Here is a 16,395-nt window from a genome sequence, read left to right as displayed (position 1 = left end):
GTGACGGGCCCTTAGGATCAATGGTGCAGTTGCTGGGTCACCTGGCTGATGGCGGCCTCCAGGGCCTGGGCATCCTGCTGTATGGTGCTGATGACGCCACCGGCCTGTTGCACCAGGGAAACCCCCTGCTCGGCCCGGCTGCGGTTGTCCTCCATGCCGGTCACCGCCGCCTGGGTCAGGGCGTGATTGTTCTTCACCACCTGGACGATTTCCTCGGTGGCTCGGCTAGTGTGGGCCGCCAGGTTGCGCACCTCGTCGGCCACCACGGCAAAGCCGCGGCCCAGCTCCCCGGCCCGCGCCGCCTCGATGGCGGCATTGAGCGCCAGCAGGTTGGTCTGATCGGCGATGCCGCGGATGGTGCCCACTATGTTGTTGATCTGATCCGACTGCTTATGCAGGGCCAGGATCTGGCCGCGGGTCTGCTCCAGCTCGGCGGCGATGGTCTCCATCATGGCCACACTCTGGCTCACCACCTGGCTCCCCTGCTCGGCGCTCTGGCTGGTCTGGCGGGCCGAGTCATAGGCCTGCTGGGCCGCCTCCCGCTCCCGCAGATTGTCCTCCACCTGCGCGGTCACCTCGCTGGCAAACTTCACCACCTGGCTGACCTTGCCCGCCGCATCAAATACCGGGTTATAGGTGGCCCGCAGCCAGACCACCCGGCCTTGCTTGTCCAGCCGCTCGAACAGGCCGGCGACGTACTCGCCGCGCCGCAGCCGCTGCCAGAACTGCTCGTACTCGGCGCTGGCCAGCAGCTCGGCGGTGCAGAACAGGCGGTGGGACTGACCCTTGATCTCCTCCTGGCGGTAGCCCATGGCCTGCAGGAAGTTGTCGTTGGCCTGCAGTACCTCACCGGTGGGGCTGAAGCTGATCACCGCCATGGAGCGGTTGATGGCGCTCACCAGAGCCTGCTGGTACTGGGCGGTCTCGATGCGCTCCGTGATGTTAGAGGCCAGCTTGAGGATGCGCACCACCCGGCCCTCGTCGTCCTTCACCGGGATATAGCTGGCCTCCAGCCATACCGCCTCGCCACTGCGGGTCAGCCGCTGGAACTTGTCGGTGAAGCTCTCACCCCGGGCCAGCCGCTGCCAGAACTGCTGGTAGGCGGCGCTGGCCGCATACTCCGGCAGGCAGAAGAGTTTGTGATGCTTGCCCAGCAGATCCGCTTGGTCATAGCCCATCAGCGCCAGGAAGCGGTCGTTGGCGGCGACGATCTCCCCCTGGGGGCTGAATTCGATGCAGGCCATGGCCTGCCGGATACCCGCCAGGCTGGCGGCCAGCTGATTGCGCTCCTGACGCAGCTGCTGCAGCTGAGTTTTGAGGCGTTTGATACCGAACATGACTCCTCCTGTAACCTGGCAGGCACCGTCGCTGGAGCCCACGCCAAAGATGCCCATAGAATGACACAATTCCCGGTCCATGGCTGCCTTTAGCGCGCGCCAAAGGCGGCGGTTACCCGCGATCCCCCCTCATGAGGCCACCAGCTGCAGATCCAGCCACACCAGGCGGTGATCCGAGCTACGGGAACCCCGCTGGCGGCCGCGCTCATCGGCGATCCACGCCCAGCCCGGCTCGTCCGGCGCAGGCCAGAATACACCGCCGTCCAGCACGCGGATATCGGCGCTGGGCAGCACATAGTCGAGGCGCAGCGGCAGTATGTGGGTCCAGGTGGCGGGCTCCCCCACCCGCCAGATGGGGTGCTGCTGCCCGGCATAGTGCAGGGCGCCGCGGGATCTGGGCACCTGTTCCCCCAGGGCCGCCGCGGCATTGAGTCTGGGGTGGCGCAGCAGCCCCAGGATGGCGGCCTTGTTGCCCTCGCCCGCCGCCGGATCGTTGTTGAGATCCCCCAGCAGCACGAAAGACGCCCCTGCCGCCAGGCCGCCGCGACCGCCCTGGTCATCCACCAGCCAAGGAGCGTCATCCAGGTAGTGCTGCCACAGGCGAATCTCGTCGGCGTTGCGCAGCCAGTTGCGCCGCTCGGCGCCGTCAAACACCGGCGGAGTGGGATGGGAGAGCAGCAGATGCAGCACCCGCTCCCCCACCTGCACCGGCAGGTCCAGGTGATTCTTGGAGGAGAGGGGCAGGAGGGCGCGGGCTGCCGGGCTGTAGTAATCCGCTAGTCCCGTGCCGGGTTCGGCATCCGGCAGCCGGGCGCCGGGGATAGCAGCCCAGGGCAGACGGGCGAAGCTGCGCACCCGTTCCACCAGCAAGGGATAGGCCGACAGCAGCACCATGGCGTACTGGCCGGGGAAGTCGCCAAACCCCAGACCGTCGCCGGGCAGGCTGAGCCGGCCATCGCCATCCAGATCGACGGGCGCCAGCTGCCCCGTGTTGCAGGGCACCAGATAGCGGTAGGGATAGACCAGCGGGCCGCCCTGTTCGTCGCTCACCGCCAGGTAGTGCTGACAGAAGTGATCCAGCGCCTCGGTCTCGCCGTCCTGGTCAAACTCGTTGAGCAGCAGCAGATCCGGGCGCACCCGGCGCACCATGGCCGCCACCCGCCGGATCTGGGGTGCACCGGCGTGCAGATCGGCGAGCAACTGGCCGGCCCTGGGCCGGCTGAGGCTGATGTTGAAGCTGGCGACCCGCAGGGGCATGAGTTAGCGGCTGGCCCCCGCCAAGGTGACCCCGGCCGCCATGAACAGGCTGCCGAACACCCGGTTCTGCAGGCGCTGACGGGCCGGCGTGGTGATGATCCGCATCAGGGGCACCGCCAGGGTGGCATAGCCCACCATCACCAGGGCATCCACCAGCAGGCAGGTGACCCCCAGGATCAGGCACTGGGACCAGAGGGGATAGTCGGTGTGGATGAACTGGGGGAACAGGGCCACCAGAAACAGGATGGTCTTGGGGTTGGTGAGGTTCACCAGCACCGCCGGCCAAAACAGCATGGGCTTGGTGGAACCAGCCTTCACCGCCTGCACCGGGGCGCGCCACTGCTTCCAGCCCAGCCAGACGAGGTAGGCCGCGCCGCACCACTTGATGATCTCGAACAGCAGCAGGGAGCGAGCCAGCAGGGCGCCCAGCCCCACCCCGGCCAGCAACAGGTGACACAAGAGCCCCAGCTGCAGGCCGGCGATGGACGGCAGGGCGCTGCGCACCCCGTGGCGCACCACTGTGCCCATGGTGTTGAGGGCGCCGGCGCCGGGGAACAGGCTGAACAACAGGGTGGTCGCCAGGAAGGCCAGCCAGACACTCAGACTCATGATGGGCTCCTCAAGCCAGGGCAAAGCCCAGGGCCAACAGCAGATTGAAGAAGAAGCTGCCCAGGGCGGTGGCCTTCAACTGGCCATTGAGCACCCCGGGATCCCGACTATGCTGCACCACCCAGGTCACCCGCAGCAAGGGGCCATAGGCCAACAGGCACAAGGCCGGCCAGGGCGAGGGTTCGAACAGGCCGATGAAGGCCGCCACACAGACCCCGGCCCCCAGGATCAGCAGCCAGTGGTAGCGGCGGGCCCGCTCCTCCCCCAGCCGCACCGCCAGGGTGCGCTTGCCGCTGGCCTGATCCGTGGCCAGATCCCGGATGTTGTTGATGTTGAGCACGGCGGTGGCCAGCAGGCCGCAGCCGGTGGCGGGCAGCAGCAGGGGCCAGCTCAGGTGGCGGGTGAACAGGTAAAACGACCCCACCACCCCCAGCAGGCCGAAGAACAGGAACACGGAGAGATCCCCCAGCCCGCGGTAGCCGTAGGGGCGCCGCCCCACCGTGTAGGTCACCGCCGCCACCAGGGCCAGGGCGCCGAAGCCGATGAAGGCGAAGAAGGCCGGCCAGTCGTCGGCAAAGGCCCGCCACAAGAGGGCCAGACCGCTCACCACCGCCAGGCCGCCGGTGGCCAACATGCCACGGCGCATCTGCTGCCGGCTGATGAGGCCGCTCACCACGGCGCGAGTGGGACCCACCCGGTCGGCGTTGTCGGCACCGGAGACGGCATCGCCATAGTCGTTGGCCAGGTTGGAGAGGATCTGCAGCAGGATGGCGGTGAGCAGGGTCAGGCCGAACAGGGGCCAGTCGAAGGCGCCGGCCTGGGCCGCCAACCCGCCCCCCAGCAGCACGGAGGCACAGGCCAGGGGCAGGGTGCGCAGGCGGGCGGCCAGCACCCAGGCGCCAATCGAGGATGAAGTCATCAGCAGGGAGGCTCCGTCAGGATCAAGATCGTTTACCCTCCCGTCGCCACGCCCTATACTGGGCCCCATTCAAGCCGGCCCGGGAGGGGACAGCGTAGGGGCTGTACTATACCGGATGCTGGTCTCTTTTGGCAGTTCCGGCGCCCTCGCCAGCCCGGTCAAAGACTCTGGATAGCAACCCCCATGCTGGCCCACACCCCCTTGCTGTTGCAGCTCGACACCCTGTCCGCCGATCCCCGTACCGGCTTCCTGCGTCTGCGTCATGCCGCCGACGTCACCTCCATGCCCGGCTGGCTCAAGGGCCAGACCCTGTACCCGCAGATCTACTGGCACGCCCGGGAGCGGGATCGGGAGTTTGCCTGCCTGGGTAGTATTCGGGAGATCCGGGATCCCGCCGAGCTGGCGGCGCTCTCCGGCCAGCCCAAGCCAGAGGGCGACAGCTGGCCGCGCTACTACGGCGGCCTGGCCTTCGACCCGGACCATGCCCACTGGCCCGAGTTCGGCCCCTGCCGCTTCGTGCTGCCGCGCATCGAGCTCATCCGCCAGGGCAACCACATCGAGCTGGTGTGCAACCTCTGGCTCACCGACGACAACCGGGAGGCCGAGATCGCCGCCGCCCGGGACGCCCTGAACGCCCTGCAGCCGGCTCAGGCCACCGAAGCGCTGCCGCCCCAGCCCTTGACCCGCCAGGACAGCCCGGACTTGCCCCGCTGGCGCCAGATGGTGGAGGCCGTGCTGGCGCCCGACTCCCTGTCCCGCATCCCCAAGGTGGTGCTCTCCCGGCAGAGCCGGCTGGACCTGGCCCAGGCCTACGATCCCTGGGATCTCATCGCCGCCTGGCAGCCCCACTCCCTCAACTGTTTTCACTTCGTGTTCCGCTTCAGCCCGGAGCAGAGCTTCCTGGCCTGTTCGCCGGAGCGGCTCTACCGCCGTCACGGTCGGGATCTGGCCACCGAGGCCCTGGCGGGCACCATAGTGCGCTGCGGCGATGCCCAGCGGGATGCCGAACTGGCGGCCCAGCTGCTGGCGGACAACAAGAACCGGCTGGAGAACCGCTTGGTGCACGCGGACATCCTCACCCGCTTGGAAGGGCTGGCGGATACCGCCGATCTCTCCGAGCCCCAGATCCTCTCCCTGCGCCGGGTCCAGCACTTGAAGCGCGAGATCCAGGCCCATCTGCACCCCGGTGTCACCGACGCCCAGCTGCTGGCCGCCCTGCACCCCACCCCGGCGGTAGGCGGCTGCCCCCGGCGCAAGTCCAAGGCCCTGATCCACGCCCTGGAGCCCCAGGAGCGGGGCTGGTATGCCGGGGCCTGCGGCCTGATCAGCGAGGACGTGGCGGAATTTGCCGTGGCCATCCGCTGCGGCCGGCTGGAGCCCGACAGCCTGACCCTGTATGCCGGCGCCGGCATCGTCGAGGGCTCCGAGCCCGACGCCGAATGGCAGGAGCTGGATGACAAGCTGGCCACCCTGCTGGCGGCCCTGACCCCATGAGCGGCGCCCCCCAGCACCTGACGCAGGCCAGCCAGATCAACGCCCTGTGGGCCCATCTGCTGCTGGAGGAGCTGTGCCGGCTGGGGGTGCGTCATCTGTGCATCGCCCCGGGCTCCCGCAGCGCCCCCCTCACCCTGGCGGCCGCCGATCAGGCCGGCCTGCGCTGCCACACCCACTTTGACGAGCGCGGCCTGGGCTTCTTCGCCCTGGGGCTGGCCCAGGGGCTAGACGCCCCCGTGGCCCTGCTCACCACCTCGGGCACGGCGGTGGCCAACCTCTATCCGGCGGTGGTGGAGGCCAGGCAGAGCGGCGTTCCCCTGTGGATCCTGAGCGCCGACCGGCCCCTGGAGCTGGTCGACGTGGGGGCCAACCAGGCCATCCCCCAGGCGGGGATCTTCGCCCACTACCCCGTCTATCAGCAGGATCTGCCGGCCCCTAGCACGCAGATCTCGCCGCGCTTTTTGCTGGCCAGCATGGACGAGGCGGCCCGCCAGCAGGCCCTGACCCCAGGACCTGTGCACCTCAACTGCCGCTTCCCCGAGCCCCTCTATCCCCAGGCGGCGATCCCAGACTGGCAGGACTACCTGTCCCCCCTGGGGAGCTGGCTGGACGACACCGCCCCCTGGCAGCGCACCACCCGGCCGCTGCCGGATCTGAGCGCCCCGGACTGGCCGGCGTTTTGCCGCGAGCCGGGGCTTATCGTCGCCGGGCGGCTGACCGATCCCAGTGAGGCCGAGGCCATCCGCGCCCTGGCCAGGACGCTCGGCTGGCCGCTGCTGGCGGATATCCAGTCCCAGCTGCGCTTCGCCCCCGAGGCCCTACCCTGGTACGATCTGGCGCTGCACCATGAGGGCATCCAGGCCGCCTTGGGCCAGGCCCGCGTGCTGCTGCAGCTGGGCGGCCGCCTCGTCTCCAAGCGCCTGAGCCAGTTCATCGCCCGCCAGCCCTGGCAACAGGCCTGGCTCATCGACCGGCACGGCCCACGGCTGGACGAGAATGGCCCCTTCCGGCGGCGCCATCAGGCTCCCGTCGGCGCCTGGTGTCAGGCCCGGCTGAGCCAGACGCCGGCCCAGGCGCCCTGGCTGGATCTCGCCGAGCCGCTGGCCCGCCTTAGCCAGGGCCTTGATGCACAGCTGCACCAGCTGAGCGAGGCGGCCCTGTGTCGCCAATTGCCTCGGGTGCTGCGGGGTCAGCTGCTGCTGGGCAACAGCCTGCCCATCCGCCTGCTGGACAGCCTGGCCGGCACGGGGACCGAGACGGGCGCAGGGCCGAGCCGGGTGCTGAGCAACCGCGGCGCCTCGGGCATCGATGGCCTGATTGCCACCGCCGCCGGCTGGGCCTGCAGCCGTCCCGGCGAGCCCACCACCTTGCTGTTGGGGGACACCTCGGCGCTGCACGATCTCAACAGCCTGGCGCTGTTGCGACATCTCCCCGGCCCCTTGGTGCTGCTGCTCATCAACAACGACGGCGGCAGCATCTTCCACCTGCTGCCGGTGCCGGAGGCCGCCAAGGCGCCCCTCTATCGCCTGCCCCATGGCCTGGACTTTGCCCAGGCCGCCGGCCAGTTTGGCCTGCACTATCAGGCGCCAGACAGCCTGGAGGGCGCGCTGGCGGCCTATCGCCAGGCCCTGGACGGCGGCCAGCATCTGATCGAGATCAAGGTGCCCCACGACGAGGTGGCCACGCAGCTCAACGACCTCAAAGCCTGGATACAGGCCCAGGAGTGGCCCCTTGGCTGAGCTGGTGCTGCTCCACGGCCTGCTGGGGGACCGCCAAGACTGGCAACCGCTACTGGCGTGCCTGCCCGGGGTGGACGCCCTGGCGCTGGATCTGCCCGGCCACGGCCGGGAGGCCGCCCGCCCCCTGCGCCGCCTGGCGGACTTCCCGGCCTGGCTGAACGCCCGGCTGCAGGCCGAAGGCATCCGCCGCTATCACCTGCTGGGCTATTCCCTGGGCGGCCGCCTGGCCCTGTATCACGCCGCCGCCGGCGCCCCCGGCCTGCAGAGCCTGATCCTGGAAGGCGCCCATCCCGGACTGGTGAGCCAGGCCGAGCGACGGGAGCGGGCCAGACAGGACGCGCTCTGGGCCCGCCGCTTCTACCGCGACCCCCTGGCGACGGTGCTGGAAGACTGGTACCGGCAGCCGGTGTTTGCCGAGTTGAGCGATGCCCAGCGTATCCAACTGATCGAAGCCCGTCGGCAGAATGACGGCCGGAGGCTGGCCCGCACCTACTGCGCCACCAGCCTAGCCCGCCAGCCGGATCTGGCCCCTTGGCTGGCCGGGACCCGCCTGCCCCTGGCCTACCTGTATGGCCAGCAGGACGGCAAGTTTGCCGCCATCGCCACCCGGCTGGCCGCCGTGCAACCCAAGCTGAACCGGCAGGCGGTGCCGGATGCCGGCCACAACGCCCACCGGGGCAACCCCGAATTTGTCGCCCGCTGGCTACATCACTGGCTGGCGGGCCAGCCGATTTCATCACCCACTTTGTAGAGAGAGCCCATGCGCCCACAAGAACCCGACTGGTACGCCCCCTATCACTGGCATGACTGCAGCGGCGACTTCACCGACATCCTCTATCACAAGAGCGAGGAGGGCATCGCCAAGATCACCATCAACCGGCCCCAGGTGCGCAACGCCTTCCGTCCCCGCACCGTGCAGGAGATGATCCAGGCGCTGTCCGATGCCCGCTTCGATGCCGGCATCGGCGCCATCATTCTCACCGGCGCGGGCGAACAGGCCTTCTGCGCCGGCGGCGATCAGAAGGTGCGGGGGGATTACGGCGGCTATCAGGACGAGGAAGGCACCCATCACCTCAACGTGCTGGACTTCCAGCGCCAGATCCGCACCTGCCCCAAGCCGGTGGTGGCCATGGTGGCGGGCTACGCCATCGGTGGCGGTCATGTGCTGCACATGCTCTGTGATCTCACCATAGCCGCCGACAACGCCCGCTTCGGCCAGACCGGCCCCAAGGTCGGCTCGTTTGACGGCGGCTGGGGTGCCTCCTACATGGCCCGCATCGTGGGGCAGAAGAAGGCCCGGGAGATCTGGTTCCTCTGCCGCCAGTACGACGCCGCCGAGGCGCTGGAGATGGGTCTGGTCAACACGGTCGTGCCCCTGGCGGAGCTGGAGAAGGAGACGGTGCGCTGGTGCCGGGAGATGCTGCAGCACAGCCCCATGGCCCTGCGCTGCCTGAAGGCGGCCATGAACGCCGACTGCGACGGCCAGGCCGGCTTGCAGGAACTGGCTGGCAATGCCACCATGCTGTTCTATATGACAGAAGAGGGCCAGGAAGGCCGCAACGCCTTTAACCAGAAGCGGCAACCTGACTTTTCCAAATTCAAACGGAATCCATGATGGACGCGACCCTGTACCGCTATCGTCTGCCTTTTGGTCAACCCCTGGTGTTTCGCGGTCGGGTGATGCCCGAGCGCGAGGGGCTGTTGCTGCGCATGGGTGACAGCTGGGGCGAAATCGCCCCCCTGCCGGGCCTGTCCAAGGAGACGCTGGACGAGGCGCAGGAGGAGGCCATCCTCTGCCTGAAGAGCAGCAAACAGGGTCGCACCTTGGCACCGCAACTGCCCTCGGTGCAGTTTGGTTTCGACTGCGCCCAGCGCAACTGGCCCAAACAGATGCACGCCCCCCACTCCCCCTACCTGCTGCTGTTGGGCAGCCCGGACGAGATCATCTGGGGCTGGCGGGAGTGGCTGTACGAATACCCCAGCAAGGCCAAGCTCAAGGTGGCCCGCTACGCCATGCGCGACGAGATCGCCATGATCCGCGAACTGTGCAACCTCTCCCCCAAGCTCAAGCTGATACTGGACGCCAACCAGGGCTGGACCCGGGAGGAGGCCTGGACCTTCATGAGCCACCTCAACCCCGCCAACCTGGAGTACGTGGAAGATCCCTGCGCCCGTTTCGAGGACGTCAAGGCGGTGGCCGGCCACACCGGCATACCGGTGGCCCTGGACGAGCTGCTGAGCACGGACGCCAGCTGGGAGAACTTTCCCCAGCTCAAGGCCCTGATCATCAAGCCCACCCTGATCGGCAGCCTGGCCAAGTGCCAGGCCATGGTGGAGAAGGCCAGGAAGCTGGGGCTCAAGGTGATACTCTCCTCCTGCTACGAATCCCAGCTGGGCAACCGGCTGCTGGCCCAGCTCAGCAGCGAATGGGCGCCGGAGCAGGCCCCGGGGCTCGATACCCTGCGCTACTTCGCCGGCTCCCTGCTGACGCCTGAGACCCAGCAGGTGGACATGAGCCTGCTGGAGCGAGTCTGGCCGGCGTGATCTGCCCGATCCGCCAGCACGCCAGCCAGCACCCGGAACGGCCCGCTCTCTATCTGGACGGTCAGCCCGTCAGCTATGGCGAGCTGGATCAGCGGCTCAATGCCCTGGGCCAGCAGCTCGACGCAGCCGGCCTGGTGGCCGGTGACGCCCTGGGGCTGATTGCCCGTAACGGTCTGCCGGCCCTGCTGCTCATCTGGGCCGCCCTGCGCCGACAGCTCATCCTCTGCCCCCTCAACCCGGCCCTGCCGGAGGCCAGCCAGCAGACCTGGTGCCAGCGATTGGCCATCCAGGCCCTGTGGCGGGAAGCCGGCCCCTTGGCCGGCCCCTGGCAGAACCTTACCCCAAACTGGCAAGCCAGGTCCCCCCAGGGTGCCGCACGGCTGGATCCCGCTGCCCTGTCCAACAAGCTGCTCACCTCCGGCAGCAGCGGTCAGGCCAAGGTGGTGGTCCATAGCCTGGCCCAGCACCTGGCCAACGCCCAGGGCAGCCGCCAGCGGATCCCCCTCACCCAGGGCGATGGCTGGCTGCTCTCCCTGCCCCTGTATCACGTGGGGGGCTTTGCCATCCCGCTGCGCTGCTTTGCCGCCGGGGCCGCCGTGGTGCTGCCCGATGCCAGTGTCCCCCTCAAGGATCAGCTCAGGCGGGATCTCATCAGCCACCTCTCCCTGGTGCCCACTCAGCTGTGGCGTCTGCTGGCCGAGCCGGGCTTTCAACTGAGCCAGACCGGGCTGCGCGCCCTGCTGCTGGGGGGCGCCCCCATCCCCCAGGCCCTGGTGGCCGCCTGCCAGGCCCAGGGGCTCTCTCCCTTGGTGAGCTACGGTCTCTCCGAGATGGGCTCCCAGGTCTGTACCCGCCTCTGCGGCAGCGACAGCCAGGTGGTGGGCCGGCCCCTGCCCGGCCGCGAGGTCTGTCTGCAGGCGGGGGAGATCTGCGTGCGGGGCGAGACCCTGTTTGCCGGCTATGAGACGCCAAGCGGTCTTGAGCTGCCGGTGGATGCCGATGGCTGGTTCCACACCCGGGACAGGGGCGAGTGGACGGTGGATGGCGAGCTAAAGGTCTGCGGCCGGCTGGATAACCAGTTTGTCTGCGGTGGCGAAAACATCCAGCCCGAGCAGATTGAGGCCGCCTTGATCGAACACCCGGATGTGGCCCAGGCCCTGGTGGTGCCCCTGGCGGATGCCCAATGGGGGCACAGGCCGGTGGCCTTTATCCAGTGGCACCCCGGCGCCGCCGTCGACGATCTGGAAGGCTGGTTGCGCCAGCGGCTGCCAGGCTACCTGGTGCCCCGCAGCTGGCTGGCCTGGCCGCCGCAACAAACCGGACTCAAACCAGCCCGCCGCGACTTCGCCGCCCTGGCATCCCGGCAACTGGCGGCACCGGCGCCGGGGCAGTGAGCCTTGGTTTTGCCAGCACAAGTCCGTATAGTCCCTCCTGTTTCTTAATCAGGTGACCCCGCATGTTCCAAGACAATCCGTTGCTGGCGCAGCTCAAACAACAGCTGCGCGAAAATCTGCCCAAGAAGGAAGGGGTGGTCCGTGCCTCCGACCGGGGCTTTGGCTTCCTCGAGACCGATAACCGGGAGAGCTACTTCATCCCGCCCATGCAGATGAAGAAGGTGATGCACGGCGATCGCATCAGCGCCGTCATCCGCACCGAGAGAGAAAAGGAACAGGCGGAACCCGATGCCCTGATCACCCCCTTCCTGACCCGCTTCGTCGGCCGCATCAAGCTGATCAAGGATCGGCTGAACGTCGTGCCGGACCATCCGGTACTCAAGGAGATGATCCGCGCCCGCGCCATCAAGGGACTGGACGAGAAGCAGTTCCAGGAAGGCGACTGGGTGGTGGCCAGGCTCAAGCGCCACGCCATGACCGACGGCAACCATGCCGCCGAGATCAGTGAGCTCATCTGCCGTGGCGAGGATCCGGAAGCCCCCTGGTGGGTGGTGCTGCGCCGCCATGATCTGGCCCGTCAGGCCCCTGACGAGGCCGAGAGCTGGTCCTATCATGAGGAAGGCCTGCCCCGGGAAGATCTCACCGCCCTGCCGTTTGTCACCATAGACGGTGCCTCCACCAAGGACATGGACGATGCCCTCTATGCCGAGCCAGCCGGCGACGGCTGGAAGCTGTGGGTGGCCATCGCCGATCCCACCGCCTACCTGGAGGCGGGCAGCCCGCTGGATCTGGAAGCCGCCAAGCGCGCCTTCACCGTTTACCTGCCGGGCCGCAACATCCCCATGATCCCACGCACCCTGAGCGATGAGCTGTGCTCCCTCAAGGAAGGCGAGGAGCGGCCGGTGCTCTGCTGCCAGCTGGACATCGCCGCCGACGGCGCCCTGGGCCAGTTCCGCTTCTTTGCCGCCAATATCCGCTCCCAGGGCCGCCTGATCTACGACCAGGTTTCCGACTACCTGGAGCAGGGCCAGAGCGCCGAGTTCACCCCCAACGAGGTGATCGCCGGCCAGCTCAAGCTGCTGCAGGGCATCACCCTCGCCCGTCAGGCCTGGCGCACCGAGCATGCCCTGATGTTCAAGGACAGACCGGACTACGCCTTCGAGCTGAACGAGGCCGGCGAGGTGGTGGCCATTCACGTGGAACCCCGTCGTCTGGCCAACCGCATGGTGGAAGAAGCCATGATCGCCGCCAACATCTGTGCCGGCCAGTTCCTCACTCAGACCCCGGGCTACGGCATCTTCAACGTGCATGCCGGTTTTGATCCCGAGAAGCTGAGCGGGGCCATGGAGCTGCTGACCCTGCACAATGCCCCCTGGCATGATGAGTCCATCAATACCCTGCCGGGCTTCTGCCAGCTGCGCCGTTGGATGGACGCCCAGCCGACCCCCTACCTGGACAGCCGCATCCGCCGCTTCCAGACCTACTCTGTGATGTCCGCCCTGCCGGGCCCGCACTTCGGCCTGGGCCTGCCGGCCTACGCCACCTGGACCTCACCCATCCGCAAGTACGGCGACATGGTCAACCACCGCATCATCAAGGCGCTGCTGGCCGGTACCCCGGTGCCCGCCTGTCCGGAAGAGCCGCTGACCCAGATCCTGACCGATGCCCGCCGCCTCAACCGCCTGGCGGAGCGCGACATCGCCGACTGGCTGTATGTGCGCTTCCTGGCGCCTGCCGTCGCCACTGGCCAGGTGTTCCCGGCGGAGATCATCGATATCGTGCGGGGGGGTATCAAGGTGCGCCTGCAGGACAATGGCGCCGTGGCCTTCGTACCGGCCGGGCAGATCTGCCGGGATAAGAAGCGGCTGGAGTGCAGCTGGGACGATGGCCAGGTGCGCCTGGACAAGCAGCCGCTGTTCGAGCTGGGCCAACAGGTTGAGGTAGTACTCAAGGATGCCATCGAGGCCACCCGCTCCCTGGTGGCCACCCTGGCCCAGCCGGTGGATATCACCACCCGGGAAGAGTCCGTCACCGAGATGGAGCAGGAGCTGTTCGAGGCAGAAGCGACGGCCCCGGCCGCCGCCGCCGAGCCCTTGGTGGACGACGCCCCCTAAGCCAACCCGTCGGCGCACCATAACAAGAAGGGCCTGCAATGCAGGCCCTTCTTCTATCCATCACGTTCGGCTTACTTGTACTCGCACAGATAGGCGGTATCCATGGCCACCTGCAGCTGGAAGCTGCTGTTGCCAGGCACATCAAACTGCTGGCCGGAGGCAAAGGTCACCCAGTCACTCTGGCCGGGCAGCAACACGGTCAGCGCACCCCGGATCACCACCATAACCTCAGGGGCCCCGGTGTTGAAGGTGTATTCACCCGGAGCCATCACCCCCACGGTAGCCCGTGCATCCGCGCCATCGGCAAACCCGATGGACTTCACCTTACCATCAAAATATTCGTTTACTTGCAGCATCATGCATCCTTGTCAGCGAGTACGGCTGTCACCCTCTTTCGTCCCGCGGCAAATGGGCCGTTGATCACACTTTGATCGAAAGAAAAGAAAGTAACACCACAGATTCATCTTGCGTTCAGAACCCAGGGGCGAGAATAGCCTTATCCAGTCGGATGACTCAAGCCGATAACGTCAAAAAATCCTGGAAGACGGTTAACAGTTTCGCAACATGCAAACGGTGCCAGCTGGAAAAACCCTACGGCGAGACTAGCCTTAAAGAGGCGCCAGTCGCCGGCAGACTCAACCCAACGCTCTGTTCCATTGTCGAGGTACCCCTGATGGAATTACATCTTACCGAAATCTCAAGTGCTTACCTGTTCACGGAGTACCTGCATAACCTTGGAGCCAAGGTGCCCCGTTTCAAGCAAGACTGGGAGTTTACCGTGGAAGGTAAGATCATGGCGAAGGTGAAGGTTTGTCAGGAGGGTCAGCCGCGCTATTACATCAGCGCTTCCAATATGGGACCGCAGCGCAGCGCGCACTGATCGCCTACCGGCAGACCGCTTGCGCCGATCAGCAAGCAAGTTGTGGTGTGCAAACAAAAAGGCCCCCCGAAAACGGGAGGCCTTTTTGCTGTCTATTCAAACCAATAAAAAGGCCTCTTGAGTTCAAGAGGCCTTTTTACTTCATATTGGGTGCCTGGCGGTGTCCTACTCTCACATGGCGAATGCCACACTACCATCGGCGCTACAGCGTTTCACTTCTGTGTTCGGCATGGGAACAGGTGGGTCCACTGCGCTATTGCCGCCAAGCATAAATCGTAATCCGAAAAGCTGAATTCTGTTCTACTAACACTGCTACAAGGTCTAAGACCTCTTGGGTGTTGTATGGTTAAGCCTCACGGGTAATTAGTATGGGTTAGCTCCACGCATCACTGCGCTTCCACACCCCACCTATCAACGTCGTAGTCTTCGACGGCCCTTTAGGAGGTTCAAGACCTCAGGGATGACTCATCTCAGGGCTCGCTTCCCGCTTAGATGCTTTCAGCGGTTATCGATTCCGAACTTAGCTACCGGGCAGTGCCATTGGCATGACAACCCGAACACCAGAGGTTCGTTCACTCCGGTCCTCTCGTACTAGGAGCAACTCCCTTCAATCATCCAACGCCCACGGCAGATAGGGACCGAACTGTCTCACGACGTTCTGAACCCAGCTCGCGTACCACTTTAAATGGCGAACAGCCATACCCTTGGGACCAACTTCAGCCCCAGGATGTGATGAGCCGACATCGAGGTGCCAAACACCGCCGTCGATATGAACTCTTGGGCGGTATCAGCCTGTTATCCCCGGAGTACCTTTTATCCGTTGAGCGATGGCCCTTCCATTCAGAACCACCGGATCACTATGACCTGCTTTCGCACCTGCTCGACCTGTCCGTCTCGCAGTTAAGCTGGCTTATGCCATTGCACTAACCTCCTGATGTCCGACCAGGATTAGCCAACCTTCGTGCTCCTCCGTTACTCTTTGGGAGGAGACCGCCCCAGTCAAACTACCCACCAGACACTGTCCTCACCCCGGATAACGGGGCCAAGTTAGAACATCAAACATACCAGGGTGGTATTTCAAGGTCGGCTCCACGACAACTAGCGTCATCGCTTCTAAGCCTCCCACCTATCCTACACAAGTAGGTTCAATGTTCAGTGTCAAGCTGTAGTAAAGGTTCACGGGGTCTTTCCGTCTAGCCGCGGGTACACTGCATCTTCACAGCGATTTCGATTTCACTGAGTCTCGGGTGGAGACAGCGTGGCCATGGTTACACCATTCGTGCAGGTCGGAACTTACCCGACAAGGAATTTCGCTACCTTAGGACCGTTATAGTTACGGCCGCCGTTTACCGGGGCTTCGATCAAGAGCTTCGCTTGCGCTAACCCCATCAATTAACCTTCCGGCACCGGGCAGGTGTCACACCCTATACGTCCACTTTCGTGTTTGCAGAGTGCTGTGTTTTTGTTAAACAGTCCCAGCCACCTGGTCACTGCGGCTGCCATCAGCTCTGTGAGCAAGTCACTTCACCAACAACAGCGTACCTTCTCCCGAAGTTACGGTACTATTTTGCCTAGTTCCTTCACCCGAGTTCTCTCAAGCGCCTTGGTATTCTCTACCCGACCACCTGTGTCGGTTTGGGGTACGGTTGTCTGTAACCTGAAGCTTAGAGGCTTTTCCTGGAAGCGTGGCATCAGCAACTTCCCATCCGTAGATGGTTCGTCTCGGGTCTCGACATTGTGTCTCCGGATTTGCCTGGATACACTGCCTACCGCCTTTCACCAGGACAACCAACGCCTGGCTTGCTTAGCCTTCTCCGTCCCCCCATCGCAGTTACAGCCAGTACGGGAATATTAACCCGCTTCCCATCGACTACGCTTTTCAGCCTCGCCTTAGGGGCCGACTCACCCTGCCCCGATTAACGTTGGACAGGAACCCTTGGTCTTCCGGCGAGGAGGCTTTTCACCCCCTTTATCGTTACTTACGTCAGCATTCGCACTTCTGATATCTCCAGCATGCCTTACGACACACCTTCGCAGACTTACAGAACGCTCCCCTACCACTCAATCTATTGATTGAATCCGCGGCTTCGGTGCCTGGTTTGAGCCCC

At 65.6% G+C, this 16,395-nt stretch carries 13 protein-coding genes and 2 rRNA genes (1 of these 15 running past the window's edge); 8 read left to right on the top strand and 7 right to left on the bottom strand.

The features are described from left to right. Positions 1-17: 17 nt before the first annotated feature. The 4 genes from ABHF91_RS02015 to ABHF91_RS02000 all read right to left on the bottom strand — a co-directional run bounded on the left by ABHF91_RS02015 (position 18) and on the right by ABHF91_RS02000 (position 4,122). The gene (locus ABHF91_RS02015) at positions 18-1,337 is read right to left on the bottom strand and encodes a methyl-accepting chemotaxis protein (protein ID WP_409421822.1); all 1,320 of its coding nucleotides are present in this window, start codon (positions 1,335-1,337) and stop codon (positions 18-20) included. A 129-nt stretch (positions 1,338-1,466) separates the two neighbouring features. Continuing rightward, on the bottom strand, positions 1,467-2,594 hold the full coding sequence (locus tag ABHF91_RS02010) for an endonuclease/exonuclease/phosphatase family protein (RefSeq protein ID WP_409421821.1): 1,128 nt from the start codon (positions 2,592-2,594) through the stop codon (positions 1,467-1,469). A 3-nt stretch (positions 2,595-2,597) separates the two neighbouring features. Beyond that, on the bottom strand, positions 2,598-3,203 hold the full coding sequence (gene rhtB, locus ABHF91_RS02005; RefSeq protein ID WP_409421820.1) for a homoserine/homoserine lactone efflux protein: 606 nt from the start codon (positions 3,201-3,203) through the stop codon (positions 2,598-2,600). 10 nt (positions 3,204-3,213) lie between these two features. Beyond that, positions 3,214-4,122, bottom strand: a complete 909-nt coding sequence (locus ABHF91_RS02000; RefSeq protein WP_409421819.1) for a 1,4-dihydroxy-2-naphthoate polyprenyltransferase — start codon at positions 4,120-4,122, stop codon at positions 3,214-3,216. 183 nt (positions 4,123-4,305) lie between these two features. Between ABHF91_RS02000 and ABHF91_RS01995 the strand changes: the two genes are divergently transcribed. The 7 genes from ABHF91_RS01995 (at position 4,306) to ABHF91_RS01965 (ending at position 13,407) form a co-directional block, all read left to right on the top strand. Then, entirely contained in the window at positions 4,306-5,616 is a 1,311-nt protein-coding gene (locus ABHF91_RS01995) for an isochorismate synthase MenF (protein WP_409421818.1), read from the top strand. Next, positions 5,613-7,355: a 2-succinyl-5-enolpyruvyl-6-hydroxy-3-cyclohexene-1-carboxylic-acid synthase gene (gene menD / locus ABHF91_RS01990; RefSeq protein ID WP_409421817.1), complete on the top strand. Its 1,743-nt coding sequence runs from the start codon at positions 5,613-5,615 to the stop codon at positions 7,353-7,355. Before ABHF91_RS01995 ends, menD begins: the two co-directional genes overlap by 4 nt. Continuing rightward, positions 7,348-8,106, top strand: a complete 759-nt coding sequence (menH, locus tag ABHF91_RS01985; RefSeq protein WP_409421816.1) for a 2-succinyl-6-hydroxy-2,4-cyclohexadiene-1-carboxylate synthase — start codon at positions 7,348-7,350, stop codon at positions 8,104-8,106. The genes menD and menH overlap by 8 nt, the downstream gene beginning before the upstream one ends. Positions 8,107-8,115: 9 nt before the next feature. Further along, the gene (gene menB / locus ABHF91_RS01980; RefSeq protein WP_409421815.1) at positions 8,116-8,970 is read left to right on the top strand and encodes a 1,4-dihydroxy-2-naphthoyl-CoA synthase; all 855 of its coding nucleotides are present in this window, start codon (positions 8,116-8,118) and stop codon (positions 8,968-8,970) included. Then, positions 8,970-9,899, top strand: a complete 930-nt coding sequence (gene menC, locus ABHF91_RS01975; protein ID WP_409421814.1) for an o-succinylbenzoate synthase — start codon at positions 8,970-8,972, stop codon at positions 9,897-9,899. Before menB ends, menC begins: the two co-directional genes overlap by 1 nt. Then, positions 9,896-11,293 (top strand): AMP-binding protein, encoded by a 1,398-nt coding sequence (locus ABHF91_RS01970; protein ID WP_409421813.1) that lies wholly within the window; start codon positions 9,896-9,898, stop codon positions 11,291-11,293. Before menC ends, ABHF91_RS01970 begins: the two co-directional genes overlap by 4 nt. Before the next feature lie 62 nt (positions 11,294-11,355). Further along, positions 11,356-13,407 carry an exoribonuclease II gene (locus ABHF91_RS01965; protein WP_409421812.1) on the top strand — a complete coding sequence of 684 codons (2,052 nt, stop codon included), beginning with the start codon at positions 11,356-11,358 and terminating at the stop codon, positions 13,405-13,407. Positions 13,408-13,478: 71 nt separating this feature from the next. On the opposite strand, the gene ABHF91_RS01960 is transcribed toward ABHF91_RS01965, so the two are convergent. Beyond that, entirely contained in the window at positions 13,479-13,763 is a 285-nt protein-coding gene (locus tag ABHF91_RS01960) for a pyrimidine/purine nucleoside phosphorylase (RefSeq protein WP_409423072.1), read from the bottom strand. Positions 13,764-14,080: 317 nt separating this feature from the next. Here ABHF91_RS01960 and ABHF91_RS01955 point away from each other — a divergent pair, with 317 nt between their 5' ends. Continuing rightward, entirely contained in the window at positions 14,081-14,287 is a 207-nt protein-coding gene (locus tag ABHF91_RS01955) for a hypothetical protein (RefSeq protein ID WP_409421811.1), read from the top strand. A 152-nt stretch (positions 14,288-14,439) separates the two neighbouring features. Here the strand turns inward: ABHF91_RS01955 and rrf are convergent. Then, positions 14,440-14,554 (bottom strand): 5S ribosomal RNA (gene rrf, locus ABHF91_RS01950). A 75-nt stretch (positions 14,555-14,629) separates the two neighbouring features. Beyond that, positions 14,630-16,395 (bottom strand): 23S ribosomal RNA (locus tag ABHF91_RS01945) (it continues 1,123 nt past the right edge of the window).

It is taken from the genome of Pseudaeromonas aegiceratis (assembly GCF_046254905.1).
GTDB lineage: Bacteria > Pseudomonadota > Gammaproteobacteria > Enterobacterales > Aeromonadaceae > Pseudaeromonas > Pseudaeromonas aegiceratis.
The sequence above is the reverse complement of the archived record's forward strand: the minus strand, read 5'-3'. Positions and strand labels throughout refer to the sequence as shown.